This is a genomic window from Methylophilus sp. Leaf408 (genome assembly GCF_916856905.1).
Classification (GTDB): domain Bacteria; phylum Pseudomonadota; class Gammaproteobacteria; order Burkholderiales; family Methylophilaceae; genus Methylophilus.
In genome coordinates, this window is record NZ_CAKASK010000001.1 from 1,750,756 (window position 1) to 1,777,050 (window position 26,295).

Annotated in this window: 25 protein-coding genes and 1 tRNA gene; 16 read left to right on the plus strand and 10 right to left on the minus strand. The window is 48.2% G+C overall.

Annotated elements, in window-relative coordinates; all coding sequences use genetic code 11:
• Positions 1-17: 17 nt before the first annotated feature.
• Entirely contained in the window at positions 18-1,205 is a 1,188-nt protein-coding gene (locus tag LPA26_RS08150) for an efflux RND transporter periplasmic adaptor subunit (protein ID WP_055872209.1), read from the minus strand.
• 187 nt (positions 1,206-1,392) lie between these two features.
• Here LPA26_RS08150 and LPA26_RS08155 point away from each other — a divergent pair, with 187 nt between their 5' ends.
• The 8 genes from LPA26_RS08155 (at position 1,393) to LPA26_RS08190 (ending at position 10,227) form a co-directional block, all read left to right on the plus strand.
• Positions 1,393-2,019 carry a TetR family transcriptional regulator gene (locus LPA26_RS08155; RefSeq protein WP_055827013.1) on the plus strand — a complete coding sequence of 209 codons (627 nt, stop codon included), beginning with the start codon at positions 1,393-1,395 and terminating at the stop codon, positions 2,017-2,019.
• A gap of 90 nt (positions 2,020-2,109) precedes the next feature.
• A complete protein-coding gene (gene dusB / locus LPA26_RS08160; RefSeq protein WP_055872208.1) occupies positions 2,110-3,141 on the plus strand; it encodes a tRNA dihydrouridine synthase DusB in 1,032 nt (343 codons plus the stop codon).
• Positions 3,141-3,377 carry a helix-turn-helix domain-containing protein gene (locus tag LPA26_RS08165; RefSeq protein ID WP_055827018.1) on the plus strand — a complete coding sequence of 79 codons (237 nt, stop codon included), beginning with the start codon at positions 3,141-3,143 and terminating at the stop codon, positions 3,375-3,377. The genes dusB and LPA26_RS08165 overlap by 1 nt, the downstream gene beginning before the upstream one ends.
• A gap of 71 nt (positions 3,378-3,448) precedes the next feature.
• Positions 3,449-5,053: a bifunctional phosphoribosylaminoimidazolecarboxamide formyltransferase/IMP cyclohydrolase gene (gene purH / locus LPA26_RS08170; RefSeq protein ID WP_229007963.1), complete on the plus strand. Its 1,605-nt coding sequence runs from the start codon at positions 3,449-3,451 to the stop codon at positions 5,051-5,053.
• Between the two features lie 117 nt (positions 5,054-5,170).
• Positions 5,171-6,442, plus strand: coding sequence for a phosphoribosylamine--glycine ligase (gene purD / locus LPA26_RS08175; protein WP_229007964.1), 1,272 nt, complete (start codon positions 5,171-5,173; stop codon positions 6,440-6,442).
• Positions 6,443-6,445: 3 nt separating this feature from the next.
• A complete protein-coding gene (gene hemF, locus LPA26_RS08180) occupies positions 6,446-7,360 on the plus strand; it encodes an oxygen-dependent coproporphyrinogen oxidase (protein WP_229007965.1) in 915 nt (304 codons plus the stop codon).
• Positions 7,361-7,362: 2 nt separating this feature from the next.
• Positions 7,363-8,667: a M18 family aminopeptidase gene (locus LPA26_RS08185; protein WP_229007966.1), complete on the plus strand. Its 1,305-nt coding sequence runs from the start codon at positions 7,363-7,365 to the stop codon at positions 8,665-8,667.
• Between the two features lie 162 nt (positions 8,668-8,829).
• Entirely contained in the window at positions 8,830-10,227 is a 1,398-nt protein-coding gene (locus LPA26_RS08190; RefSeq protein WP_229007967.1) for an amino acid permease, read from the plus strand.
• A 78-nt stretch (positions 10,228-10,305) separates the two neighbouring features.
• Here LPA26_RS08190 and LPA26_RS08195 read toward each other — a convergent pair whose 3' ends face one another.
• The 5 genes from LPA26_RS08195 to LPA26_RS08215 all read right to left on the minus strand — a co-directional run bounded on the left by LPA26_RS08195 (position 10,306) and on the right by LPA26_RS08215 (position 16,158).
• On the minus strand, positions 10,306-10,629 hold the full coding sequence (locus LPA26_RS08195) for a c-type cytochrome (RefSeq protein WP_055827416.1): 324 nt from the start codon (positions 10,627-10,629) through the stop codon (positions 10,306-10,308).
• 206 nt (positions 10,630-10,835) lie between these two features.
• Complete coding sequence (locus tag LPA26_RS08200; protein WP_055827035.1) at positions 10,836-11,771, minus strand: D-hexose-6-phosphate mutarotase; 936 nt, start codon at positions 11,769-11,771, stop codon at positions 10,836-10,838.
• Positions 11,768-13,627: a dihydroxy-acid dehydratase gene (gene ilvD, locus LPA26_RS08205; RefSeq protein WP_229007968.1), complete on the minus strand. Its 1,860-nt coding sequence runs from the start codon at positions 13,625-13,627 to the stop codon at positions 11,768-11,770. Before ilvD ends, LPA26_RS08200 begins: the two co-directional genes overlap by 4 nt.
• A gap of 260 nt (positions 13,628-13,887) precedes the next feature.
• Positions 13,888-14,067: a YbdD/YjiX family protein gene (locus LPA26_RS08210; RefSeq protein WP_055827041.1), complete on the minus strand. Its 180-nt coding sequence runs from the start codon at positions 14,065-14,067 to the stop codon at positions 13,888-13,890.
• A 27-nt stretch (positions 14,068-14,094) separates the two neighbouring features.
• Positions 14,095-16,158: a carbon starvation CstA family protein gene (locus LPA26_RS08215; protein WP_229007969.1), complete on the minus strand. Its 2,064-nt coding sequence runs from the start codon at positions 16,156-16,158 to the stop codon at positions 14,095-14,097.
• 251 nt (positions 16,159-16,409) lie between these two features.
• Here LPA26_RS08215 and LPA26_RS08220 point away from each other — a divergent pair, with 251 nt between their 5' ends.
• Together LPA26_RS08220 and LPA26_RS08225 are read left to right on the plus strand one after the other, a co-directional pair.
• Entirely contained in the window at positions 16,410-16,643 is a 234-nt protein-coding gene (locus tag LPA26_RS08220) for an ANTAR domain-containing protein (RefSeq protein WP_055827046.1), read from the plus strand.
• 163 nt (positions 16,644-16,806) lie between these two features.
• Positions 16,807-16,882, plus strand: a tRNA-Val gene (locus tag LPA26_RS08225).
• Positions 16,883-16,910: 28 nt separating this feature from the next.
• Here LPA26_RS08225 and radC read toward each other — a convergent pair.
• Together radC and LPA26_RS08235 are read right to left on the minus strand one after the other, a co-directional pair.
• A complete protein-coding gene (gene radC, locus LPA26_RS08230) occupies positions 16,911-17,585 on the minus strand; it encodes a DNA repair protein RadC (RefSeq protein WP_229007970.1) in 675 nt (224 codons plus the stop codon).
• A gap of 19 nt (positions 17,586-17,604) precedes the next feature.
• Positions 17,605-18,372 carry a hypothetical protein gene (locus tag LPA26_RS08235; protein WP_229007971.1) on the minus strand — a complete coding sequence of 256 codons (768 nt, stop codon included), beginning with the start codon at positions 18,370-18,372 and terminating at the stop codon, positions 17,605-17,607.
• 97 nt (positions 18,373-18,469) lie between these two features.
• Here LPA26_RS08235 and coaBC point away from each other — a divergent pair, with 97 nt between their 5' ends.
• From coaBC to rpmG, 5 genes are all read left to right on the plus strand, one after another.
• A complete protein-coding gene (gene coaBC, locus LPA26_RS08240; protein WP_229007972.1) occupies positions 18,470-19,675 on the plus strand; it encodes a bifunctional phosphopantothenoylcysteine decarboxylase/phosphopantothenate--cysteine ligase CoaBC in 1,206 nt (401 codons plus the stop codon).
• Between the two features lie 109 nt (positions 19,676-19,784).
• On the plus strand, positions 19,785-21,932 hold the full coding sequence (locus LPA26_RS08245) for a TonB-dependent receptor (RefSeq protein WP_229007973.1): 2,148 nt from the start codon (positions 19,785-19,787) through the stop codon (positions 21,930-21,932).
• A gap of 118 nt (positions 21,933-22,050) precedes the next feature.
• Positions 22,051-22,503, plus strand: a complete 453-nt coding sequence (gene dut / locus LPA26_RS08250; protein WP_229007974.1) for a dUTP diphosphatase — start codon at positions 22,051-22,053, stop codon at positions 22,501-22,503.
• Positions 22,504-22,598: 95 nt separating this feature from the next.
• Positions 22,599-22,835, plus strand: coding sequence for a 50S ribosomal protein L28 (gene rpmB / locus LPA26_RS08255; RefSeq protein WP_055827066.1), 237 nt, complete (start codon positions 22,599-22,601; stop codon positions 22,833-22,835).
• A 32-nt stretch (positions 22,836-22,867) separates the two neighbouring features.
• Positions 22,868-23,023, plus strand: a complete 156-nt coding sequence (gene rpmG, locus LPA26_RS08260; protein ID WP_011478679.1) for a 50S ribosomal protein L33 — start codon at positions 22,868-22,870, stop codon at positions 23,021-23,023.
• An 80-nt stretch (positions 23,024-23,103) separates the two neighbouring features.
• On the opposite strand, the gene LPA26_RS08265 is transcribed toward rpmG, so the two are convergent.
• Both LPA26_RS08265 and mgtE read right to left on the minus strand, forming a co-directional pair.
• Positions 23,104-24,405 (minus strand): mechanosensitive ion channel family protein, encoded by a 1,302-nt coding sequence (locus LPA26_RS08265; protein WP_229007975.1) that lies wholly within the window; start codon positions 24,403-24,405, stop codon positions 23,104-23,106.
• A gap of 10 nt (positions 24,406-24,415) precedes the next feature.
• Entirely contained in the window at positions 24,416-25,873 is a 1,458-nt protein-coding gene (gene mgtE, locus LPA26_RS08270) for a magnesium transporter (protein WP_055827072.1), read from the minus strand.
• Positions 25,874-25,951: 78 nt separating this feature from the next.
• Between mgtE and LPA26_RS08275 the strand changes: the two genes are divergently transcribed.
• A complete protein-coding gene (locus tag LPA26_RS08275; protein WP_055872195.1) occupies positions 25,952-26,179 on the plus strand; it encodes a glutaredoxin family protein in 228 nt (75 codons plus the stop codon).
• Positions 26,180-26,295: the final 116 nt, after the last annotated feature.

Here is a 26,295-nt window from a genome sequence, read left to right on the forward strand (position 1 = left end):
AGTAAAAACTTAAATACTTAGTGTTTCTCTGGCGCTGCCGGTTTTTCCTGGCCTGGTGCAGGCGCAGCTTCTGGCGCATGCGGTGCCACTGGTGCACCTGGGCGCACTTTAATCAGGTTATCGAGAATCACCTGATCGCCAGCCTTCAAGCCGCTCAATACACTCCAGCGCTCACCGAACCAGCCACCCACCGTAATTGGTCGCACTGCAGCGGCGGTTTTGCCTTCTTTATCTTTTTCAACCACAAACACAAACTTGCCTTGCTGACCGGTTAATACAGCAGTCTGCGGAATCAGGAATACGCCATCACGTTTACCCGTGGTCAAACGTACACGCACAAACTGGCCTGGCAATAAAGTGCTGTCAGGGTTCTGGAATTCTGCACGTAATTGCTGGGTGCCAAGCGCCGGGTCAATCTGGCTGGCTGAGAAGTTAATTTTTCCTGATAATGGATATTCCGTGTTGTCACCGAGGATCAAGCGCACATCTTGCACCTTACCCGGACGTAAATGCCCGCCCAGGCTCAGCAGATCAGACTCTGACAAACTGAAGCGTACCCAGATTGGCGACACTTGCACAATCGTGCTCAGCAAAGTGGTATTGGCACTTGCCAGCGCACCTTCAGAAAGTACAAAGCGACCAGCGATACCGTTTTCCGGTGCTTTCACATGGGTATAAGACAGATTCAGTTCAGCTTCACGCAGTTGTGCCTGATACTGCATCATGGTGGCAGTGGCGACTGAATTATCTGAAGTGGCATTATCGAACTCACGCTGGCTGATGGATTTTGTCTCCAGCAAGCCTTTCAGGCGTTGCGCTTCACGTGCCGTTTGTTCAATCCTGGCTTTTTGCTGGGCAATCATGGCTTTAGCCTGGTCGACTTGTAACTGGAACGGCATCGGGTCGATCAGGAACATATCCTGGCCAGCCTTGACTGACTGACCTTCCTGGTACAGACGCTTCAATATAATGCCGCCCACGCGAGGACGCACCTCAATTTCCTTGGCGCCTTCGGTTTGTGCCACTACTTCAGTCTGGATCGGAACCGTTTCTGTAGTCACCGATTGCACTGTCACCGGCATGGCTTGCATGGCGCCGGCAGCTGGTGCCTGTTGGTTGGAAGATTTTCCGCAAGCACTTAATACAACGCCCAAAGCCAGTAAAACAAACGCACGATGAGGTTGGATACTCTGTGAAATCAACATGTTATCCCTTAATAATTTTCAAAATAAACTTGATTACATACATTCTTGGATGTATATTATATACAAACACGAATGTATGTAAATGGCTTTTGTAAAAATTTTGCTAAAAGTCAGCCGACCCCTAGTCGGTAAAATACAGCACATTTAAGAAACTTTAATGATTAAAGTGAAAGAGCGATAAAAACTTATGGTACGTAAAACCAAGGAAGACGCCGCGATTACCCGTCAACGGATTATTGATGCTGCGCGCGAAACGTTTTTACTTAAAGGCGTCAGCCGCACCAGCCTTGAGCATATTGCCTCCCATGCTGGCGTCACCCGTGGTGCTGTCTACTGGCACTTTCAAAACAAGGCAGAATTATTTTACGCCATGCGAGAAGCCGTCTATCTGCCCTTGATTGACCGCATGGACGATACCTTATTAGGGAATGCCGATGAACGCAATCCCGACCCACTAGGCCGTATTCGCAAACATCTTGAAAACACCGTTCAAATGCTTGAAGAAGACCAGACCATGCGCGAAACCTATGAAGTCATGATGGCCAAGTGCGAATATGTCGACGAATTCGCCGATGTTCTCAAGTCCATTCTAAGCAATTGTAGCGGCCTTATCCACAAAATGGAGCAAGCTTACGCCAAAGCCCAAGAGCTCGGCCAAGTCAGCACGCAACTGACGGCAGCTGAACTGGCTTTGGATACCCATCTATTTTTCTCAGGCTTATTACATATGTGGGTAAAAGATACCGAAGGCACTTTATTTCGCGATACAGCCATGAAACTGATAGAAACACATATCAAACTGCGTAAAAAATAAGCAAAAATAGCCTTAAACAATTCCATCGCTTCCGATTTGCAGTTAAAATAGTCAGTCTTTTCACTGACTTATCAGAGCCTACTGATTCTCATGCAAATCGGATCCCACCTCTTAAAGAATAACCTGGTTGTCGCGCCTATGGCTGGCGTCACCGACCGGCCATTCCGCATGTTATGCAAAAAAATGGGCGCAGGATTGGCCGTGTCTGAAATGGTCACTTCCAATTCTTTACTATACGGCAGTGAAAAAACCAAACGCCGCGCCAACCATGAAGGCGAAGTCAGCCCGATCTCGGTGCAAATTGCCGGTGCCGAACCAGCGATGATGGCAGAAGCTGCCAAACACAACGTCGATAATGGTGCACAGATTATTGATATCAACATGGGCTGCCCGGCCAAGAAAATCTGTAACGTGATGGCGGGCTCTGCCCTGCTCAGAGACGAACCCCTGGTATCGCAAATCCTCAAAGCGGTAGTCAATGCCGTCGATGTACCAGTGACGCTTAAAATCCGTACCGGCTGGGACAGGCAAAATAAAAACGCCATCATGATTGCCAGAATGGCAGAAGATATTGGCGTGCAGGCGCTGACAATTCATGGCCGCACCCGCAACGACCTCTACCATGGTGATGCTGAGTACGACACCATTGCCGCTGTCAAACAGGCCATCAATATTCCATTGATCGCCAATGGCGATATCACAACGCCAGAAAAAGCCAAATTTGTTTTGGATTACACCAAAGCCGATGCCGTGATGATTGGCCGTGCTGCCCAGGGCCGCCCATGGATTTTCCGTGAGACAGAGCATTTCCTGAATACCGGCGAACATATGCTGCCGCCTACCGTGGATGAAATCCACAGCGTCATGCTAGAACACCTGAATGATTTATATGTTTTTTATGGTGAGTTAACCGGCATGCGGGTCGCCCGCAAGCATATCTCCTGGTACACCAAAGGCCTGGCAGGTTCCGCCGCTTTTCGCCATAACATGAATACCCTGCAAACCATTGATTTGCAACTTAACGCCATCAATGACTTTTTCGCTGAACTCAGAGCTAAAAATGACAGGCTGGTATATGCAGAAGACAACGAACAAGAAAGCGACCAGGAGCTGGCAGCATAATGCAAACCGATAGTAAATTAAGCCTCGCCGTACGCGAGTCCCTCGATGAATATTTCACCCACCTTGATGGCCAACCGCCTCATGCCATTTACAACATGGTATTGGGCTGTGTTGAAAAACCCATGCTGGAATATGTGTTGAACAAGGTAGGCGGCAACCAAAGCAAAGCCGCTGATATGCTGGATATCAACCGCAACACCCTAAGAAAAAAAATGGCCGCCTACGGCCTTGAGTGAAAACTCCCTTCCCGGCTTAACTGTTAAGCCAACCAAATTTTATAATCAAGCAACCTCTCACATTAAATACCATGACAATTAAACGCGCGCTTATCAGTGTCTCCGATAAAACCGGTGTGCTCGAACTGGCACAATCACTGCACCAACTGGGTGTAGAACTACTTTCAACCGGCGGCACCGCCAAACTTTTCCGTGACAACCAGATTCCGGTCAAAGAGGTCAGCGACTTCACCGGCTTTCCGGAAATGCTGGATGGCCGTGTGAAAACGTTGCATCCGAAAGTGCATGGCGGTTTGCTCGGCCGTCGCGACTTGCCGGAACATGTGGCCGCCATGCAAGAATATGGCATAGAGAACATCGATCTGCTGGTGGTGAACTTGTATCCGTTTGAAGCCACGGTTGCCAAGCCAAACTGTACGCTGGAAGATGCGATTGAGAATATCGATATTGGCGGTCCGGCTATGGTGCGCTCAGCAGCAAAGAACTGGAACGATGTAGCTGTGCTGACTGATGCTGCACAATATGCGGAAGTCACTGCCGAACTCAAAGCTAACAACGGTTCAGTTTCAAAAGCGACTCGCTTTAAATTATCCGTCGCCGCTTTTAACCGTATTGCCCAATACGATGCTGCAATCAGCAACTATCTGTCTGCGATTGATTTTGCTGAAACAGAATCTGCCGGCAAACCAGTGTTAAGCCAGTTCCCAGGCCAGATGAATAGCAACTTCATCAAAGTGCAGGACTTGCGCTATGGTGAAAACAGCCATCAGCAAGCCGCGTTCTACCGAGACCTCTACCCTGCTCCTGGCAGCCTGGCCACCGCCCAGCAATTACAGGGCAAAGAATTAAGTTATAACAACATCGCTGATGCAGATGCCGCCTGGGAAGCCGTGAAATCATTCAGTACACCAGCCTGCGTGATTGTGAAACATGCGAACCCATGTGGCGTGGCACTAGGTGCCAATGCATTTGAAGCTTACGGTAAAGCGTTTAAAACTGATCCGACTTCAGCATTTGGCGGCATTATTGCTTTCAATACCGTCCTGGATGGTGCAGCCGCCGAGGTAGTGAGCAAGCAGTTTGTTGAAGTACTGATTGCACCTGAATACACCCCAGAAGCACTGGCTATTTTCAGCGCCAAAGCCAATGTGCGAGTGCTGAAAATAGCATTGCCAAAAGGTGGTAACAACGCTTGGGAGCAAGGGCGTAATGCCGTAGATTCTAAGCGCGTAGGTTCAGGCATTCTGTTGCAGTCGGCAGATAACCATGAGCTGCAACTTCCGGATATTAAAGTCGTCACCAAGCTGCAACCTAGCCCTGAGCAATTGCAGGATCTGCTGTTCGCCTGGAATGTGGCGAAATACGTGAAATCCAATGCGATCGTGTTCTGCGGCAATGGCATGACCTTGGGCGTAGGCGCGGGCCAGATGAGCCGCGTAGATAGCACCAAAATTGCAGCAATCAAGGCGCAAAATGCCGGTTTAAGCCTGCAAAACTCTGTAGTCGCTTCAGATGCCTTCTTCCCGTTTAGAGATGGCGTAGACGTACTGGCTGATGCAGGTGCCAGCTGCGTGATTCACCCGGGTGGCAGCATGCGCGATGAAGAAGTGATTGCTGCAGCGGATGAACGTGGCCTGGCCATGGTCGTTACCGGCATTCGTCATTTTAGACATTAAATCAATTCGCCACAGAGGACACAGGCATCACTGAGAAAAGCAGAAAATGCTTTGCAAGATTGAAATTCTCAGTGTGCTCTTCGCCCTCCGTGGCCATAACTTTGTAGGTAGTGAATTATGAAAATTTTAGTGATTGGTTCTGGCGGCCGTGAGCATGCCCTGGCCTGGAAAGTATCACACAATAAAGAAGTCAGCCGCGTGTTTGTCGCGCCTGGCAATGCCGGTACAGCTACCAATCCAGCCATGACCAATGTGCCGATTACCAAGATTGATGAACTGGTGAAATTTGCGCAAGATGAACGGATTGCCCTGACCATTGTTGGCCCGGAAGCACCGCTGTCACAAGGCGTGGTCGATGCTTTCCGTGCCGCAAACCTGAAAATATTTGGCCCGACCAAAGCCGCTGCGCAACTGGAAAGCTCCAAGGACTTTGCCAAATCCTTTATGTATCGCCACAACATCCCGACCGCAAAATACCAAACCTTTAGCGATGTCACTAAAGCGCATGAATATATTGATGCTAACGGCGCACCTATCGTGATTAAAGCCGATGGGCTGGCTGCAGGCAAAGGCGTGGTGGTGGCGATGACACTGGAAGAAGCTCATGCTGCCGTAGATGCCATGCTGTCTGATAATAAACTGGGTGACGCCGGTGCCCGCGTCGTCATTGAAGAATTCCTGGAAGGCGAAGAAGCCAGCTTCATGGTGATGGTTGATGGTAAAAACATCCTGCCACTGGCCACCAGCCAGGATCACAAACGCCTGCTGGATGCTGATCAAGGCCCGAATACAGGTGGCATGGGTGCTTATTCTCCTGCACCTGTAGTCACTCCTGAAGTCCATGCAAAGGCCATGCGCGAAATTATTATCCCAACCGTAGAAGGCATGGCAAAAGATGGTATTCCTTACACCGGCTTTTTATATGCAGGGCTGATGATTTCACCCAAAGGTGAAGTAAAAACACTGGAATTCAACTGCCGCATGGGCGATCCGGAAACGCAGCCGATCATGATGCGTTTAAAATCTGATTTGGTGGCATTGGCTACGCATGCTGCAGAGGGTACGCTTGACCAGGCCAGCGCAGAATGGGATAGCCGTTTTGCGCTAGGTGTAGTGATGGCAAGTGCTAACTATCCGGAAACACCAAAACTGGGTGATGAAATCACCGGCTTGCCGACCGATGTACAGGACGGGCACGTATTCCATGCCGGCACTACTTTAAAAGACAGCAAAGTGCTAACCAGCGGTGGCCGCGTATTGTGTGTCACCGCATTGGGTGAGTCGGTTAAATCAGCGCAGGAATCAGCTTACAAAATCCTTGAATCCATCAAATTTGAAGGCGCGCAACACCGTAAAGATATTGGCTACCGCGCCATTAAAGCCAGCTAAACCATGACAGAACAGATCCAACCTCAAGCCGTTTATGCCTTCCTGCAAGGATTACAGGCACGTATTGTCGAAGCGGTAGAGTTGGTCGATGGCAAAAACTTTTTGCAGGATAGCTGGCAGCGTCCGGAAGGCGGCGGCGGTAATTCCTGCCTGCTGGAAAATGGCAATGTGTTTGAGCGTGCAGGTGTGGGTTTCTCTCATGTACTAGGCAACAAATTACCACCAGCGGCCAGTGTTGCCCACCCGGAAGCAGCGGGCAGGCCATGGGAAGCCATGGGTGTATCGCTGGTATTCCACCCGCATAACCCTTACATCCCGACCGTGCATATGAATGTGCGTTTTTTTGTTGCCAGAGCGCAACAGGAAGGCGAGCAGGATATCTGGTGGTTTGGTGGTGGCATGGACCTCACGCCTTATTACGGCGAAGAAGAAGACTGTATCCATTTTCACCGTGTGAACAAAGAAGCGCTGGCTCCATTCGGTGCTGATTATTACACCCGTTTCAAACAAGCCTGCGATGAATACTTTTTCCTCAAGCATCGCAAAGAACCACGCGGTGTAGGGGGTGTATTCTTTGATGATTTCAGCGAGCTGGGCTTTGAGCAAAGTTTTGCCTTGCAACGCGCGATTGGCGACGCATTTTTACAGGCTTACCTGCCTATCGTTCAAAGACGAAAAAATCAGCCTTATGGTGAGCGAGAGCGTGATTTCCAGGCCTACCGCCGTGGCCGTTATGTTGAATTCAACCTGATTTTTGACCGTGGTACCATATTCGGTTTGCAGTCCAATGGGCGTACTGAATCCATCCTGCTCTCGATGCCCCCTGTGGTGAAATGGCGCTACGACTGGAAGCCCGAAAACGGCAGTCCGGAAGCCAAACTTTATACCGATTTTTTGATTGAGAAAGACTGGGTTTAAGCATGCAAGTATCAATAGAAGCCAGACAACGCGCACAGGCTCTGCTGAATTTTATTGATGACAGCCCAAGTCCTTGGCATGCAGTAACCCGGGTAGAACAGGTTCTATCTGCACAGGGTTTTACCCAACTGAGTGAAAGTGATGCCTGGCAGTTTACTCAAGGCGGCAAATATTATGTCGTGCGTGATGGCGGGTCTATTATTGCGTTTGTACTTGGCCAAGCAGCCATCGCAGAACATGGGTTCCGCATCGTGGGGGCGCACACCGACTCTCCTGGCCTGCGCTTAAAACCCAAAGCTGCCTATAGTACTGAAGGCATCGCACAGCTTGGCGTAGAAGTATATGGCGGGCCCATTTTAGCGACGTTTACTGACCGCGACTTGGGCTTGGCTGGGCGAGTGATTGTTAAAACAGTGTCAGGCCTTAGCTCGCACCTGATCAAACTGGACCAGCCCATTGCCCGCCTGCCCAACCTTGCTATCCATATGAACCGCGAGGTCAATGAAAAAGGCCTGGCACTCAATAAGCAAACCGGCCTACCCTTGATTTTCGGCCATGCCGCCAACAGCGAAGCCGCCAAACAATTACTGTCTGACACTTTAGCGAGTAGCTTGCAAGTAAACGCCGCGGATATCTTGAGCTGGGATCTGGCGTTTTATGACACCCAACGCGGCAGTTTCTGGGGTATAGAGCAAGAATTTATCGCCAACAGCCAGCTGGATAATCTGGCTTCCTGCCATGCGGCAATGGAAGCAATGATTGGCACCGAAAAACCGCAGGCGACCAGTATTTGTGCATTATTTGACCATGAAGAGGTCGGCTCTGAAAGTGCAACCGGTGCAGGCGGCAGTTTTTTACTGGATGCGATGGAGAGAATCTGTCACTCGCACGACCTGAGCCACGAAGACAAGCTGCGTAGTTATTCACAAAGCTTTTTTATTAGTGCGGATATGGCACATGCCTTTCATCCAAACCATGCAGGCAGTTATGAACCTTGCCATCATGTACAGGTAAACCAGGGGCCGGTGATTAAAACCAATGCCAACCAGCGTTACAGCACCAACGCAGCTACCGCAGCACGCTTTATCCAGCTGTGTGAAAGGGCTGGCGTGCCTTACCAGCAATATGCGCACCGCACCGATTTGGGTTGTGGCAGCACCATTGGCCCCATCATGGCAGCACAACTCGGCATTGCCACGGTAGATGTCGGCAACCCGATGTGGGCCATGCACAGCATACGCGAGAGCGCCGGGGTGCTGGATCATGAATATATGATCGCGACATTAAAACAGCATTTCGCCAGTTAGCAATCAGCCAACTCATTATCCGTAAAACTGTTCTCAAGCGGCGGCCAAGTGACTTTAACAACCACTTCGGCTGCAGTCGTTGAATAATTCACCATGCCCTTCTCATCAGCATTGACGCTGGTATAACGATTGCTTTACCCTTGTAGCACAAGGGGATCAGCAATGTTCAAACAACTATTACGTAAAAAACCAATTCAACCGCATGCGCATACCGGCCTCAGAAAATGTCTGACCGCATTTGACCTGGCATTACTCGGTATCGGCGGCGCCATAGGGACCGGCATTTTTGTACTGACCGGCATCGCAGCAGCAACACAATCCGGCCCGGCGGTCGTTCTGTCTTTTATTATTGCAGGCGTGGCCGCAGGCTTTGCTGCACTGGCTTATGCTGAACTGTCTTCCTCCATTGGTGGCTCAGGCAGTGCCTATGGTTATAGTTATGTCGCCTTCGGTGAGTTTGCCGCCTGGATGATGGGCTGGATGCTATTACTGGAATATGGTGTCGGTGCAGCAGCCGTCGCCAATGGCTGGGCTGGCTATTTCGTCAACACCGCTACTAATCTCGGCTTCCATATACCTGAACACCTCACTAAAGCGCCCGTCCTTGGCGGCACGATCAATCTTCCGGCATTCGTAATTATCTGGATATTAACCTTGCTGTTAATGACAGGCGTGAAAGAAAGTGCGCGCGCCAACAACATCATGGTGATTATCAAGCTTTCCACCATCTTGACTTTTATTGTGCTTTCGGTGGGCCATATTAATACCGATAACTGGCAACCGTTTATGCCATATGGCTGGTTCGAAACGCTGGATAATGGCAAAAACATAGGCGTTTTTGCAGGCGCATCGCTGGTGTTTTTTGCCTATTTCGGGTTTGATGCCGTGTCTACTGCCGCAGAAGAATGTAAAAATCCGCAACGGGATTTGCCTATCGGCCTGATTGCTTCTCTATTGTTTTGCACCATTATCTATATCATAGTTTCGGGTACCCTCACCGGCGTTGTTCCTTATGCAGAATTAAATACCTCATCCCCGGTGGCTTATGCGCTGACCAAGCTGGGATATCACTGGTCTTCAACCTTAGTCGCCACTGGCGTCATTGCAGGATTAATTACGGTACTGCTGGTGCTGCTCTATGGCCTGACGCGGATTCTGTTTGCCATGAGCCGCGATGGACTGATTTCGCCGATCTTTTCAGAAGTGAATCCTGATCGCCAGACGCCGAGCAAAATTATCCTGATGTGCGGCTTTGTGGTCTCTATCGTGGCCGGATTTATTCCGTTGGGTGAACTGGCTGAAACCGTCAATATTGGCACATTAGCCAGTTTCATTATGGTGTGTATCGGGGTGATTCGTTTGCGCATGACTCACCCTGACTTGGCACGACCCTTTAAGAATCCTTTTAATCCTTTAATCCCGGTTGCCGGGGTGGTGGCGTGTGGTGCCTTAATGTCATTCCTGCCTGCGGAAACCTGGCATCGTTTTATCACCTGGGCGGTAGTAGGCGCTGTTTTCTACTTTGTTTACTCTATCCGTCATAGCAAACTGGCCCGCTAGATAAACAGTGAGGCAAAAGAAATTGGCGAAATAAAAAAGCCGACTGCAAAGTCGGCTTTTTTAACTACACAAGCAATCTTAAAGAGACAGAACCCATTGAACAATCGTCTTGATATCTTCGTCTTTAACCTGCGGGCTGTTGGCAGGCATAGGAATATTTCCCCAAACACCGCTACCGCCTTTTTTCACTTTTTCAATCAGCTTAGCTTCAGCTGTTTTGTCGCCTTTGTATTTTGCCGCAACATCTTTATATGCTGGACCCAATACTTTTGCATCCACACTGTGGCAAGCTAAACAGCCGCTTTTTTGTGCCAATGCTTTTGCGGCAGCTGCATCCGCCGCTTGAACCTGACCAGCCATGAGTAAGATGGCTGCTGTGATTGCAGAAAATAAAACTTTCATGCGCACTCCTTGAATATCTTTAAAATAATAAATCCCCAATGCAATTTTCATGCATGTGGCATCTTACCTGACCATCAAAATTCCACAAGTATGAAGCTGTAGAAATTTTCAGGCTAATCAAATATTTTCAATTGGATTGGTATTTTGCCAACAGGGGTAAAACGCACGTGCCGTGAATGCGTTGACACGCGCGTTTACAAGGAGATTTATAGCGTTTCGATGGAGTATTCGGCGCTTAAAATATGTTTGCGGCCAGGATTGATGACGACCATATTATCCAAGGCATTGGTGGTTTCTACACAAATGGTTTTGCGCCATTCGTCACCCACACCCATATCGCCCATGGAGCCAGCTTTTTCTGCACCCGGGTTCCATACCACAGTGGCATCACTGCCGGATTTTGCGATATGTACAATGCGGTTGAAGCCACTGTCATGGATAGCGCAATCAGAACTGTGATGCACATACACGCGATCATACTCACTACCATCAAAGGCTAATGCATTGTGCTCAACGTTACGTTCGTAATCCAGCAGCTTGTCCAGATAGACGCAATCCTGCATGCCGGTGATTTTGATATTGGATATATCGCTGACATTGAAATAGGTATGGAAAGCTTCACTGATGACAAATGGATGCTTAGCCAGATTGGTAGTCGCCAAATCAATACGCAAGCGGCGGCCAATTGTGATCGTCAGTGTCAATTCATACGGATAAGATAATTGGCGCTGCGCTTCTGGCGTTTGCTGCATTTCAAGGATGATGCGTGTGGCGCCGGTTGGCGTCGCATCAATATCCATCACGCGCCATGGAATCACGCGCGCAAAGCCATGCGGGCATAAGGTGCTGTCAGTCGGATGTGCACCAAACCATGGCCAGCAAATAGGGGTGCCACCACGGATAGAACGGCCTTTCACATAGCGCGCATTACTTGAAAGCCACAACACCGGGTCAGCTAAAAACTTAGGTTGCCACTGCATGACATGGGCGCCCTGCAAGGCAATTTTGCCGGTTGCTAACGGGTTATCAATTTCAAGGTATTGCAAACCATTTTCGTCTTGCAGCTGGTTGACGTGCGCATGCAGTTTCAAGCGCTTTGTCATATCGGGTTGACCATGCTCCAATGTTGCGTGTGCGGTCATCTACTGCCCCTTTCAATTTGTGACACATCTCTTACGGCACCTTTAGCGGCGCTGGTACTCATCGCGGCATATGCACGCAATGCAGGCGACACCACTCGCTCGCGGCTGACTGGTTTCCAGGCTTGATGCCCTTTGGCTTCCATCGTGGCACGGCGGTGCGCCATGTCTTCATCACTGATGACCAAATGGATGGTGCGATTAGGGATGTCGATCTCAATGGTATCGCCTTCCTCCACCAGACCAATTGCGCCACCTTCAGCGGCTTCTGGCGAAGCATGGCCAATACTTAAACCTGAGGTACCGCCTGAAAAACGGCCATCGGTCAGCAAGGCACATGCTTTTCCCAGGCCTTTGGATTTCAGGTAAGACGTCGGGTATAACATCTCCTGCATGCCCGGTCCGCCACGCGGGCCTTCATAACGAATCACAACTACATCACCAGCCACCACCTGGTCAGCCAGAATGCTTTCAACCGCATCGTCCTGACTTTCATACACGCGCGCACGGCCGGTAAATTTCAGGATACTGTCATCGACACCGGCGGTTTTCACAATGCAACCATCCAGAGCGATATTGCCATACAGCACGGCCAAACCACCATCTTGCGAATAAGCGTGTTCCTTACTGCGGATACAGCCGTTTTCACGGTCATCATCCAAATCTGGCCACAACATGCTTTGACTGAAGGCAATGGTGGTCGATATACCGCCAGGGGCTGCGCGGTAAAACTTTTTCACCTCTTCATCTTTCGTAGTGACAATATCCCATTTGGCTAACGCTTCACCCATGCTTGCACTATGAACGGTTGGTACATCCGTATGGATGACACCGGCACGATTAAGTTCGCCCAGGATGCCCATCACGCCACCGGCTCTATGCACATCTTCCATATGATATTTACTGGTCGCCGGTGCCACTTTAGACACACAAGGTACCTGACGCGAAATGCGGTCGATATCACGCATGGTGAAATCAATCCCTGCCTCGTGCGCTGCTGCCAGGAGATGCAGCACGGTATTGGTAGAGCCACCCATCGCAACATCCAGGCTCATTGCATTCTCAAATGCCTGCATGTTGGCAATATTGCGCGGCAAGACTGAATAGTCATCCTGCTCGTAGTGCCGCTTGGCCAGATCCACAATCAGGCGACCTGCCTGCAAGAATAATTGCTTACGCGCGCCATGCGTTGCCAGCGTTGATCCATTACCAGGCAAACTCAACCCCAATGCTTCGGTCAGGCAATTCATTGAGTTCGCGGTAAACATGCCGGAACAGGAACCACAAGTCGGGCAGGCAGAACGTTCAACCTCAGCCACCTCTTCATCACTGACGCGGCTATCTGCCGCTTCCACCATAGCATCGACCAGATCCAGTTTACGTACGTTACCTTGCCAGTTAACTTTACCGGCTTCCATCGGGCCGCCGGAGACAAATACCACCGGAATATTCAGGCGCAATGCCGCCATCAACATGCCAGGCGTAATCTTGTCGCAGTTTGAGATACACACCAGCGCATCTGCGCAATGTGCATTCACCATATATTCGACGCTATCTGCGATCAAATCGCGGCTAGGCAAACTGTAAAGCATGCCGCTGTGACCCATAGCAATACCGTCATCCACGGCAATGGTGTTGAACTCTTTGGCTACGCCACCCGCTTTTTCAATTTCACGTGCGACCAACTGCCCTAAATCTTTAAGATGGACATGCCCGGGCACAAACTGTGTAAACGAGTTTGAGATAGCGATAATCGGCTTGGAGAAGTCTTCATCTTTCATGCCGGTGGCACGCCAAAGTGCGCGAGCACCAGCCATGTTCCGACCTTGCGTAGTCGTGTGTGAGCGGTATTTAGGCATTTGAAATCTGGAATAATCAGTAAAGTCTTATTTTAACTGAATACGTACTGCGATGCGCGCCTGAAACAGGTTTGTTACATTCGCGTCCAAATAATTTCAGTATACAAACTTACAAATGATGTTGGGATACAAAGGGCTTAAGGAGATTTAGTTACGAAATATCAATGTAGCGTGAACTGCAAGGCTCGACCTTGAGTATCCTGATTACGTTAATTTTGATAACTTGAAAAAGTATTTAAAGACTAAAAGAATGTCTATCTTTAACAACACCTTTTAATGCCTTGCCACTTCTGATCCTGCCATTGCCTGAAAAATTCAGCACGTGATAATGGCGGAGTACTATCAGCCTCATCAGCATGATGCTCGGCATAATGCGCAAGATAACGTTCGTAAACGTCATCCCCTGACAATTGACGGATCCGCTGCCAAATATGTTTCATATGCTTCAAGGGATTATCTCCGTTAGCCTAGAACTTGCCCGCTACATACTTGGTTGGCACATAAGGCGTTTCCGTTGATGGCAACACCGGCTTGCCAGTAAAATAACGCAAGCTCATCACCATTACATCAATAAACACCACCCACAACACCGCTACAAAAAACAGAGTCAGCCAGGCATCTAGTTGTTGATTGAAGATTAATTGCGGCGCGACTTCTGCTTTATCAGGCGGCAATAACCCAGCAGCCAATTTGGCTGCCAAATCATTGGCTGCGGCAAAAAAACCTACCCGCGTATCACTGCTGAATATCTTCTCGTAAGCTGCGGTTGTGGTAATTGTAAGCAACCAGATCAAAGGCAAGCCGGTGATCCAGGCTTTGCCGGCTTTGCCCGACTTGATCAGAATACCCGTGCCCACTGACAATGCAATTGCGGCCAGCATCTGATTGGCAATGCCAAACAACGGCCATAGGATATTTACTCCGCCATTAGGGTCAATCACCCCGATATAGAGGAAATAACCCCAGCCAGCCACCACCAGCGCACTAGTGAAAATCACCGAAGGCGTATAAGAAGTTTCACCCAGTTTGGGGTGCAGATTGCCCAGCATGTCCTGCAACATGAAACGGCCAACGCGGGTGCCTGCATCCAGCGTAGTCAGGATAAAAATGGCTTCGAACATTATGGCAAAGTGATACCACAGCGCCAGTAAGTTTTCACCAAAAACCGTGCCTAAAATACTGGCCATACCCACAGCCAGGCTAGGCGCACCGCCTGTACGCGCAAACAACGTGCTTTCACCCATGGCACTGGCCAGGTCTTGCATCTGTTCCACCGAAACCTGATAACCCCAGCTGCTGATGGTATTTACAGCGTCGAGCGCTTCTTTACCAACCACGCCGGCAGGGCTGTTAATGGCGAAAAATACACCCGGTTCCAGAATAGTTGCAGCGATCATCGCCATCATCGCCACAAAACTTTCCAGCAACATGGCACCGTAACCTATCATGCGGATATCGCATTCACTAGTGATTAGCTTGGGTGTAGTGCCACTGGCTATTAAGGCGTGAAAACCGGAAATCGCCCCGCAAGCAATCGTAATAAACACAAACGGGAACAGCTTGCCGCCAAAGATAGGGCCTGTGCCATCAATAAAAGGCGTAATGGCAGGCATGCGGATATCCGGGCGCAACCATAAAATCGCAATTGCCAGCATCAGCACGGTACCCAGCTTCATAAAGGTGGATAAATAATCACGCGGCGCCAGCAGTAACCACACCGGCAACACTGCGGCGGCAAAACCATAAGCGATCACACTGAAAGCCAGCGGCAATCCTTCATGGTCAAACAGGGCAGCAAGCACAGGATGATGGTCTACCCAACCGCCCAATATCACAGAACCCAACAACAAAACCACACCAAGCAGCGAAGCTTCCAGCACACGCCCTGGCCGCAGGTATCGCATATAGATACCAACAATCATGGCGATAGGAATCGTTGCCGCCACAGTGGAGGTTCCCCATGGACTGTGTTTCATGGCATTGACCACCACCAGGCCTAACACCGCGATCAAAATAATCATGATCATAAAAGTGCCAAACATTGCTGCCACGCCACCAATGGCACCGATTTCATCCCTAGCCATCTGCCCAAGGCTGCGACCATTGCGGCGGGTAGAAAGAAACAGTGTCACCATATCCTGCACCGCGCCGCCTAGTACAGCACCAATGAGTATCCATAGCGTGCCGGGCAGGTAGCCAAATTGCGCCGCCAGTGTAGGCCCTACCAAAGGACCAGGGCCGGCAATCGCGGCAAAGTGATGTCCGAATACTACCCAGCGATTGGTCGGCACAAAATCGCGGCCATTATTCAGGCGCTCAGCCGGAGTCGCGCGGGTCGCATCCAGGCTCAGAATACTTGCGGCGATCCAGGCAGCATAAAAACGATAGGCAATGGCATACACGCAGACAGCCGCAGTGATTAGCCACAATACATTCAGCGCCTCTCCTCTCGACAAGGCCACTTGCGCGACGGCAAATACTCCCAGCAATGTCAGCAATGCCCAGCCAGCGCGCCCTAACAAACCCTTCATAGTGTTTACTTTCTTTCTATTTTAATAGTTTTTATTGGAACTAAACCTTTAAGTCACGATAGAAATAGTCACAATCCGCAGCCTGGTGCAGTCGCACTGCAATAGTGCGAACTTCATCTACAAGGCTTTTATATCTGATTACCAGCATCCGGGCAATATACCTTAACAATCATGCACTTACAAATAATCGTTTAACTGGCATACAGATTGCTAATTCCTTTGGGAATTAAATATATTTTACTTTTTAAAAAATGAGACCTAATACACCTAACCCTTCGACTGTAGCTGCCGCAGCGCAACATTCTTTGCTGAGCCAGGAAGACCAAAAGGTAGTGGATTCTGCGCGCGATATCCTGATGCGACAGCGCGCCTTGAACGAAGAGGAAGCTTATTCTTTGCTGTCTGAAATGGCGGACAAGCGAAAAACAGGAATGGCGGATATTTCATTGCAATTAATTAATATCACCAAACGATTAACCGTTTAAACTTCTGCGTACAAAAAGCTTCAAGCTTACCCATTGCTTTTACTGAAATTCCGACTTTCTGTTTGGTACCCACCAGCTCATCTATTCCGACCATTAAAAACTCGCTGGCCCCTCTTGCAAGAACAAAAGGGTTAGGTATAATGCGGCCTTCGTTACAAGGCACGGGTGCTTAGCTCAGTTGGTAGAGCGTCGCCCTTACAAGGCGAATGTCAGCGGTTCGACCCCGTTAGCACCCACCAATCCCCTGCCTTTTCAAATAGTTTAGATTCAAACCAATCCCCGCTCGCTGAACGAAAATGTGTCCTGACCGGCCACAATGACATGATCCAGCACCTTCACATCCACCAGGTTAAGCGACTCTTTTAAAGTCTGGGTAAGCTGCTGATCCGCGCGACTGGGCGAAGCTGAACCGCCGGGATGATTATGACTGAGAATAACAGCAGCCGCATTGAGCTCCAGCGCACGTTTCACAACCTCTCGCGGATACACACTGGTTTGCATGAGACTGCCTTCAAACAATGTTTCGTAAGCGATCAAACGGTTTTGCGCATCCAGAAACAGGATGCCGAATACTTCGCGCAACAGATGGGATAACTGTAATTGCAAATAGGCTTTTACTTGTGCGGGAGAGCTGAAGCTATCCACTTGCTGCAGTGTTTCACCGAGCGCACGCTTACTCATTTCCAGCACTGCCTGTAACTGACAATATTTGCTTTCACCCATACCATGCACTTGCTGCACTTCATCCATACTGGCGGAGAAAATCCCATTCAGACTTTTGAAATGCTGCAACAGATCACGCGCCAAATCGACGGCGGTTTTACCGACCACGCCTACCCGTAAAAAGATTGCTAATAGCTCGGCGTCTGAAAGTGCGACTGCACCTGCCCGCAATAATTTTTCGCGTGGTCGCTCTTGTTCAGGCCAGTCTGTGATTGCCATCGCTCATCCTCGTATAAGCTTATTTTGCCCAGCCTATCTCTCGCGAGGTTGGCCGACCAATTATTGTCTCGTCCAGATTCCTCGCCATACGCGCCCGGTCTGGTGAAAGCGGGATTTTCCCCGCCATTATTTCGGCTATCTTTTGTGGATAAAGCGGTTGCATATAAGGCTCGGCATAACCTTGCGGTAACAAAGGTGCATTGGTGTTCAAGTCATATTTATCTGTTGCACTTAAGGTGTGCAGCAACTCATGGGCGATCACCACCGTATTTCCCGCATGCTGATCACGGGCCGCGAACAAATTGACGCGACCAATCTGGCCTTTTTGTAGCGCGGTTGAGTGTAATAGACGCGTGTGATTTTTCGCATCGTGGTACAGCAGGTATAACTTGATATCAATGGGCACCCCTACGCCAGGCTTATGTTGCCAGGCAAACCAGCGAAATTTAAGACTCCAGAGAATAATCTCCAGCCGATTTGAATTGAGGGCTGGTGGCGCTGGCGGTATTTCCGTGATGCTGGGGCCGAGATGAAAAACAATAGGCCGCGGTAATGGCAACTGATACCGGCGTGCTTCGCGAGAAAAATACTGCTCTAAAACCTCAAAATCTTTTTCCTGCAAAGCTGCTATGTAGGTCTTAACTTCCGAAGATGCGTCTGCGTTGACCGGATATAAGGCCACATGCAGAGGCTTATGCCACTGTAATGCCTGATATTCATTCCAAACCTGCATAAGTGCAATCAACACCACTAAAACCCAGAAAAAAATCCGTATCTTTTTCAGCATCTACTTAACCTTTATGATTACCTTATCTTAACATGTTTAAAGATGCGTTTATCTGGCCTGATTTCAAATGTACACGCTTTACAGTTAAAATACTGCCATGAATAGCGCTCACCTACAGCACGATTATTTACAGTCACGTCATATACTGCTGGGCGTCACCGGAGGCATTGCGGCTTACAAAACAGCTGAACTCATCCGCCTGCTGATCAAGCAAGGTCATACTGTGCAAGTGGTGATGACAGAAGCTGCTACTCACTTCATTACGCCAACCACCTTGCAGGCGCTGTCCGGCAATCGGGTATTTATTGATAGCTGGGATTCCCGCATTGCAAATGCAATGCCGCATATTGAACTGAGTCGACAAGCAGACGCCATTCTGGTTGCGCCAGCCAGTGCCGATTTTATTGCCAAGCTTGTACATGGATTCGCTAACGATTTGCTGTCAACATTATGCCTGGCACGTGAGTGCCCACTCCTGGTTGCACCAGCCATGAATAGGCAAATGTGGGAAAATGCTAGCACTCAACGCAATATTGCGCAGTTACTCAAAGATCAGGTAACAGTATTGGGGCCAGATAGTGGCGAACAAGCATGTGGTGAAGTCGGTCAAGGTAGGATGCTGGAGCCTGAAATCTTACTCGAAGGTTTGCAAACACATTTCACGCCCAAGCTTCTGGCAGGCAAGAAAATACTCATTACAGCCGGCGCCACCATGGAAATGCTGGATCCGGTACGTGGCATTACCAATATCAGTAGCGGAAAAATGGGCTACGCAGTGGCGAAAGTTGCCACGCAAATGGGCGCTGAAGTGACACTAGTCTATGGGCATGCAACTGCTGCCAGGCCGCAAGTCAGCCATGCAAGTTATGCCGGCACCGCCAGCGAGATGTATCAAAGCGTAATGAGCCAGATCGTAAATCAGGATGTTTTTATCGCGGTCGCGGCAGTGGCTGATTACAGCCCACTGACTCCAGCAGACCAGAAAATTAAAAAAAGTGAGGATACACTCACAATTCAACTTAAGAAGAACAAGGATATTCTTGCCGACGTCGCATCACTACCAAACCCGCCCTACTGTGTTGGTTTTGCCGCCGAAACTGAGCATGTACTTGAGCATGCCACACAGAAACGGCTGGCGAAAAAGATACCGATGATCGTAGCAAACCAGGCCTGTCAGGCTTTAGGTAGTGACCATAACAGCGTTATCATCATCGATGAGACTGGTGAGTATTCACTGGATACAGCCGACAAAACTACCATTGCAACCAACATTCTCACTTACCTTAAGCATCAACTAAAATAATCTGCTTTAAAAGCATTACCTCTCAGTATTTTCATGAAAATACTGAGAGGTTCAACCTGACAAACAGCTTACAATCGCGCCATTTAATTCCCTTAGTTATTGAGTAATTATGCGTGCTTTTGTATTTCGTTTGACGCCGGTTTGCCTGGCAATCTCATCCGCCTTTGGTGGCTTATCTGTGGCGGAGGCTGAAGAAGAAAAAACTTTGACGCTTTCACCTGTTGTAGTGACTGCCACCCGTCAGGCGCAAAATAGCTTTGATCTACCAGTAGCTATTGATGTCGTAAGTGAGAAAGACATTAAAGACGGGCAATTGCAAATGCAATTATCCGAAAGTTTGATTCGCGTGCCCGGCATTACTGCGCAAAACCGGACACAGCAATCACAGGATCCACAAATCTCCAGCCGAGGTTTTGGCTCACGCTCATCATTTGGAGTACGTGGTGTACGTGTTTACGTTGATGGCATCCCACTCACCATGCCTGATGGTCAGGGTCAGCCCGGCGTGATTGATCTTTCAGCAATCAAAAGCATAGAAGTCATGCGCGGACCATTTTCATCACTTTATGGCAACTCCTCTGGCGGTGTCATTCAAATGTTTACAGCCGACGCACCAGCCACTCCGACAATTGGAGCCACTACCATGTTTGGTAGTTACGATACGAAACGCAATATACTTGAAGCAGCAGGCCAGTTAGAGGGCTTAGAGTACTCATTGAATGTATCAAATTTTGAATCCGATGGATATCGCACGAATAGTAGTAGCAACAAGCAAATGGCGACTTCTAAATTCCGATTTAATCTAAATGAAGATACAAGAGTCACAACACTGATCAACTGGTTTGATCAGGAAGCACAGGATCCGCTGGGATTAAATAGAGCAAGAGCTTTCGCCAGTGCAACAAGAGACAAAGTAGTACCAGCAGCATTATTTGCTAATACCAGTGTAAAACGTGACCATACACAAGTTGGTTTTAACATTGAGCATGCGCTGAATGAAAATAATAAAATCAGTTTTATTCCTTATGTCGGCACACGTCGAAATGCTCAAATATTAACGACTACAGCAACTGCCACAACTTTAGGGGCAACTAACGCCCGATTGAGTGAAATAGAACGTGAATTTTATGGCGCGGATTTGAGATGGGATAACTTTGGGAATCTGGGATCTTTACCTTACCAAATCACCTTGGGACTCACTTACGGAAAATCTACCGATGACCGTAGAGATACAAATGTTTTGGCTTCAGGGGCACCGGCCAACGTTCAAAATAGACTCGAACAAAACATATCATCCAACTTTGATCAATATATTCAGGGGAAACTTAGCATCACCCCAACTATTGATTTGCATGCGGGTGCGCGACACACGAAAGTTAAACTCGAAGTACAGGATGACTTCACTACTGGTGCTGGATCAAATGGTAACAACAGTGGCTCTGCTGAATATCAAAAAACTACTCCGGTTATCGGCCTAATTTGGAAAGCTACTGAAACATTAAATCTTTACGCAAACTTCGGCAAAGGCTTTGAAACACCCACCTTTATTGAAGCTGCCTTCGACAATGTTACCGGAGGCGTTGCTAGCAGACCCAATCTTGCGCTTAAAGCTGCTGAGAGCCGCAACTTTGAGCTGGGAGCAAAAGCTTTTATTACGGACAATATCAGAGCAAACCTAACCCTGTTCAAAGTTGATACTGATAACGAAATCGTTACCCGCCAGACCGTTTCCGGCCGCTCCAGCTATCAAAATGCAGGTCAAACAAAACGTACAGGTGTAGAAGCTTCGGTAGACGCAAACCTTGATAATAATTTTACTGTTTTCGCATCGTATACTTTGCTGAATGCAAAATTTGAAGATCCCTTTGTTACTGTCATAAATGCAGCCGGAGCTACTGGAACAGTTAACTCAGGCAACAGAATTCCTGGCACTTACAAATCACAAGTTTATGGTGAAGTCGCTTGGAGATATCCAGCGCTTGGTTTCTTCTCTGCTTTAGAAGCTAGACATAATAGTGAGGTTTATGTGAATGATATTAATATAGACAAAGCTCCGTCATATACTATTTACAATATCAGGGCAGGTCTCGAGCAGAATTTAACCAATTGGAGATTCAAAGAGTTTATCCGTTTGGAAAACATCACGGATAAAGACTATATAGGCTCAGTACGAGTGAATGATGGTAATAGTTTATTCTTTGAACCCGCAGCAGGCCGTAACTACTTGTTAGGATTAAGCGCTCAATATAAATTCTAGCCAGCAATACTAAAAAAGCCAGCACTCGCTGGCTTTTTTAGTGTGAGCTAGTTATCGCGCTTAGTGATTTTCATCGTTATTTGGTGTTTAATAGCGCAATCTTTTTGGAGCAAGCATTATGTCGATTACCGTAGACCTCAAAATTCTTGACCCTCGCTTGCATCACATGATGCCGACTTATGCTACGCCTGGCTCGGCAGGGCTGGATTTACGTGCCTGTATCGAGCATACACAGACCATACAGCCAGGTGAAACTATTATGATTCCAACTGGCATGGCGATTCATATTGACAATGCGTACTATGCGGCGCTGATTTTGCCACGCTCCGGCTTAGGTCATAAACACGGCATCGTACTCGGCAACTTGGTAGGATTGATTGATTCAGATTATCAGGGGCAGTTGCTGGTTTCTTGCTGGAACCGCGGTAAAGAAGCGTTTATTTTGAATCCTTTAGAACGTATTGCGCAGATGGTGATTGTGCCGGTGGTGCAGGCAGATTTTCATATTGTGGATGAATTTACATCAAGTGAACGTGGTGAAGGTGGCTTTGGCAGTACCGGAAAACATTAATCGCTAATTAAAGCATAACAATTGCTTGATTTAGGATTGCTTTTCATTCTATAATCTCGCTCTTTCTGAAAAAGATAAAGTATTTGGAGATAACCATGGCACGTGTATGTCAGGTAACAGGCAAAAAGCCTATGGTGGGTAACAATGTTTCTCACGCACAAAACAAAACAAAACGCCGCTTCTTGCCTAACTTGCAAAACCGTAAGTTTTGGGTTGAGAGCGAAAATCGTTGGGTAAAAATGCGCATTACTAACGCGGCTTTGCGTACTATCGACAAAAATGGTATCGACGCTGTGTTGGCTGATTTACGTGCAGCTGGCGAAAAAATCTAACTCGCGACATTTAGTCTGCAAAGGATATTATCATGCGTGAAAAAATCAAATTGGAATCAAGTGCTGGTACAGGTCATTTCTATACCACTACTAAAAACAAACGTACTATGCCTGAGAAAATGGAAATCAAAAAATTTGATCCAGTTGCTCGCAAGCATGTACTGTACAAAGAAACTAAATTGAAATAATTTATTTCTTACCGTCTTAAATAAAAAAGCCTGCAAATGCAGGCTTTTTTATTGGCTGAAATATGTATTTAATTCTCAGCTTAGGCATCAGCTTGAGACGTATTTAATGCAGCCTGGCCTGAAATAATGCGCACTTCCTGCTGAGGGTATGGGATGTGGATATTATTCTCTTTAAAGCGCTGCCAGATCTCATAGTAAATATCGCTTTGCAGTCTTGCAGTAGCCTCTTCAGGATTGAGCACCCATACAGCCAGCAATAAGTCTATGCCGTATTGTCCGAATGATTTTATAGTCACATCTACTGCATTGTCATCCAGGATTGTCCTCTCATGCGTCTTACCAACTTCTTTTAATAATTGCATGGCCAGGTCCAGATCACTTCCATAGGATATCTGGACCTGGACAGGCACTTTTGCCTTATGTGCAGCAGTCGTGTGGTTGATGACCACATCAGTAATCATCATTTCGTTCGGGACAATGATTTCAGTGCCATCCTGCTTGCGCAAGACCATATAGCGCGAGCGTAACTCCTTGACGATACCGTAATGACTGTTGATGGTGATGATATCCCCGAGATGCAGTGACTTGTCCATCAGGATGATAAAGCCGCTGACGTAATTGCTGGCAATTTTCTGCAAGCCAAAACCAAGGCCAACACCCAGGGCCCCACCAAATACCGATAGCATGGTGATATCTATGCCCACGGCTGCCATAGACATCAGCAATGCAATCACCACGGCCACCATACGCACCAGCTTGACCATGATCACGCGCCAGTTGCTATTAATATCTGTTGAAGCCATCAGGCGCAGCTCAATCATGCGGCTGAGCCACAAAGCCACCAGCATGGTGACTACTATAGTCAATGCGCCTTGAATCAATAACAGCAAGTTAAGCTTTTGTTTGCCGGCACTGAACTGCACATCTTCCAGCACTTGTAATGCTGGCGCCAGAAAGCCGCTAATGTGCAATGCAACGATTACCCATACAGTCCAGGTGATGACGCGCTCAAACGAATGCAACCATGCACTGGGAGAGAACACATAGCGAAGTATGTACACCACACTGCGAATAATCACCATCGCCAGCAGCATTCGCGCACCCAACTTCAGCAGGCCGACATGCATCCATTGCTGCAATACAAGACGTGAGGTCAACATTAACAGGAAGGCAACGAAAGGAAAAAATAATCGCTCTATGCCGCCTAGCAGCATTTTGTAGACTACATTGACCCTTCCTGCCTGGATCTGCTTGCTTAGATGCAGATTCAGCAAACCGCTCACGGTCAGAATGACGCCGATGACCAGCAATTGCCAGAGAGCCGAAACAGTACTTAAATCCTGAACAATTTCTTTCCAGAGAATATTAATATCGTTATCCATTGTTATCCACTTACAGCAAAAAGATGGTTGCCAGCCCCAGGAAGATCATAAAGCCGCCACTGTCCGTGATGGCCGTAATCAGCACGCTTGAACCCACTGCAGGATCCCGGTCCAGCTTATTCATCACCAAAGGAATCACTACGCCTATAACGGCTGCAAGCAGTAGATTCAATGTCATCGCTGACATCATCACCAGCCCCAATGCCGGACTCTTGTACAACCAATATGCAATCAGACCGAGGACACTCCCCCATACAAGCCCATTCAGCAATGCGACACCCACTTCCTTCTTCAGCAACGAACGCATGTGGTAGCCGGAAATCTGGCCAAGTGCCAGACCTCGTACAATCATGGTAGTGGTTTGGTTGCCGGAGTTACCACCAATACCGGCAACAATCGGCATCAACGCCGCCAGCGCGACGATTTTCTCAATACTGCCCTCGAATAAGCCAATCACCCTGGAAGCAACTAATGCTGTGACCAGGTTAATCGCCAGCCACGCCCAACGGTTTTGCACGGATTTCCAGATCGAGGCAAAGAAGTCTTCCTCTTCGCGCAAACCGGCCCAGGACAACATGTCCGCTTCCGCTTCTTCCCGGATAATATCCATCACCGTGTCGACCGTGATACGCCCTACCAGCTTGCGATTGTTATCCACTACCGGCGCCGTCACCAGGTCATAACGCTCAAATGCCATCGCTGCCTGGTCAGACATATCTTCCGGGTGAAACACTACAGCATCGGTAGACATAATGTCACCAACCTCAGTTTCAGGATCATTCAGGATAATGCGTTTTAGTGGCAGCACGCCTTGCAGAATATCGTCACGATTGATCACGAACAATTTATCGGTATGGTCGGGAAATTTTGGCAGGCGACGCAGGTAACGTAACACCACCTCTAAAGTGATATCGTCACGAATGGTGACAATATCAAAATCCATAATCGCACCCACCGTGTCTTCAGGATAGGAAAGTGCAGATTGCAAACGTTCGCGGTTCTGCGTATCCAGGCTGTACATCAAGTCCTGCAATACATCTTTTGGCAAGTCAGGCGCCAAATCCGCCAACTCATCGGTATTCAGTTGTTCTGCAGCGGCGAGGAGCTCTTCGCTGTCCATATCTGCAATCAGCGTCTGACGAACCGCATCTGAAGCTTCAAGCAGAATTTCACCATCACGTTCGGCTTTGACCAGATCCCATACCATGAGACGGTCATCTAGCGGCAATGACTCCAGAATATAGGCGACGTCAGCCGGATGTAACTGATCCAGCTTGTGTTGCAGGATATTCAGGTTTTGCTTGTGGACCAGGGATTCAACCAGATCATGTTTGGGCATATCCTGCTTGTGCACCACATGCTCTACCAGTTTGTGCTTGCCCAACAGAGTAATCACCTGCTGCAATGTCTCGCTCAGGCTCTCCTTGCTTTCAATCACCTTCTCATCATGTTCGCGAATATCAGTCATGCTTCTTCCAATGTTGAGCAGGGTTTATTTTTTACAGGTAATATTGTACAAAGCGTTGATGACACTACCTAGCGATTTATGCAGAAGCAATTGATTTTATACGGCACACTAGGCTGCCATTTATGTGAAGACGCAGAACGTGTTTTGCAGGCACTGGCACTTACTTACAAAACAATCGACATTATTGATGACAATCGGCTGCTGGAGAAGTTTGCGACTAGCATTCCGGTATTAGAAGGCGATGGCGAAACATATTTATATTGGCCATTCAACGAGACTCAAGTTACCTTCTGGCTAAAACAGTAAAGATGGCTTTTAAGAAATATAAGCCAGAAACTTTTTCTGTGAGAATCAGTAATGTTATTAATGACAAAAAGCAAAAAAGCCAGCATTGCTGGCTTTTTTGTTTGAATCACACAACA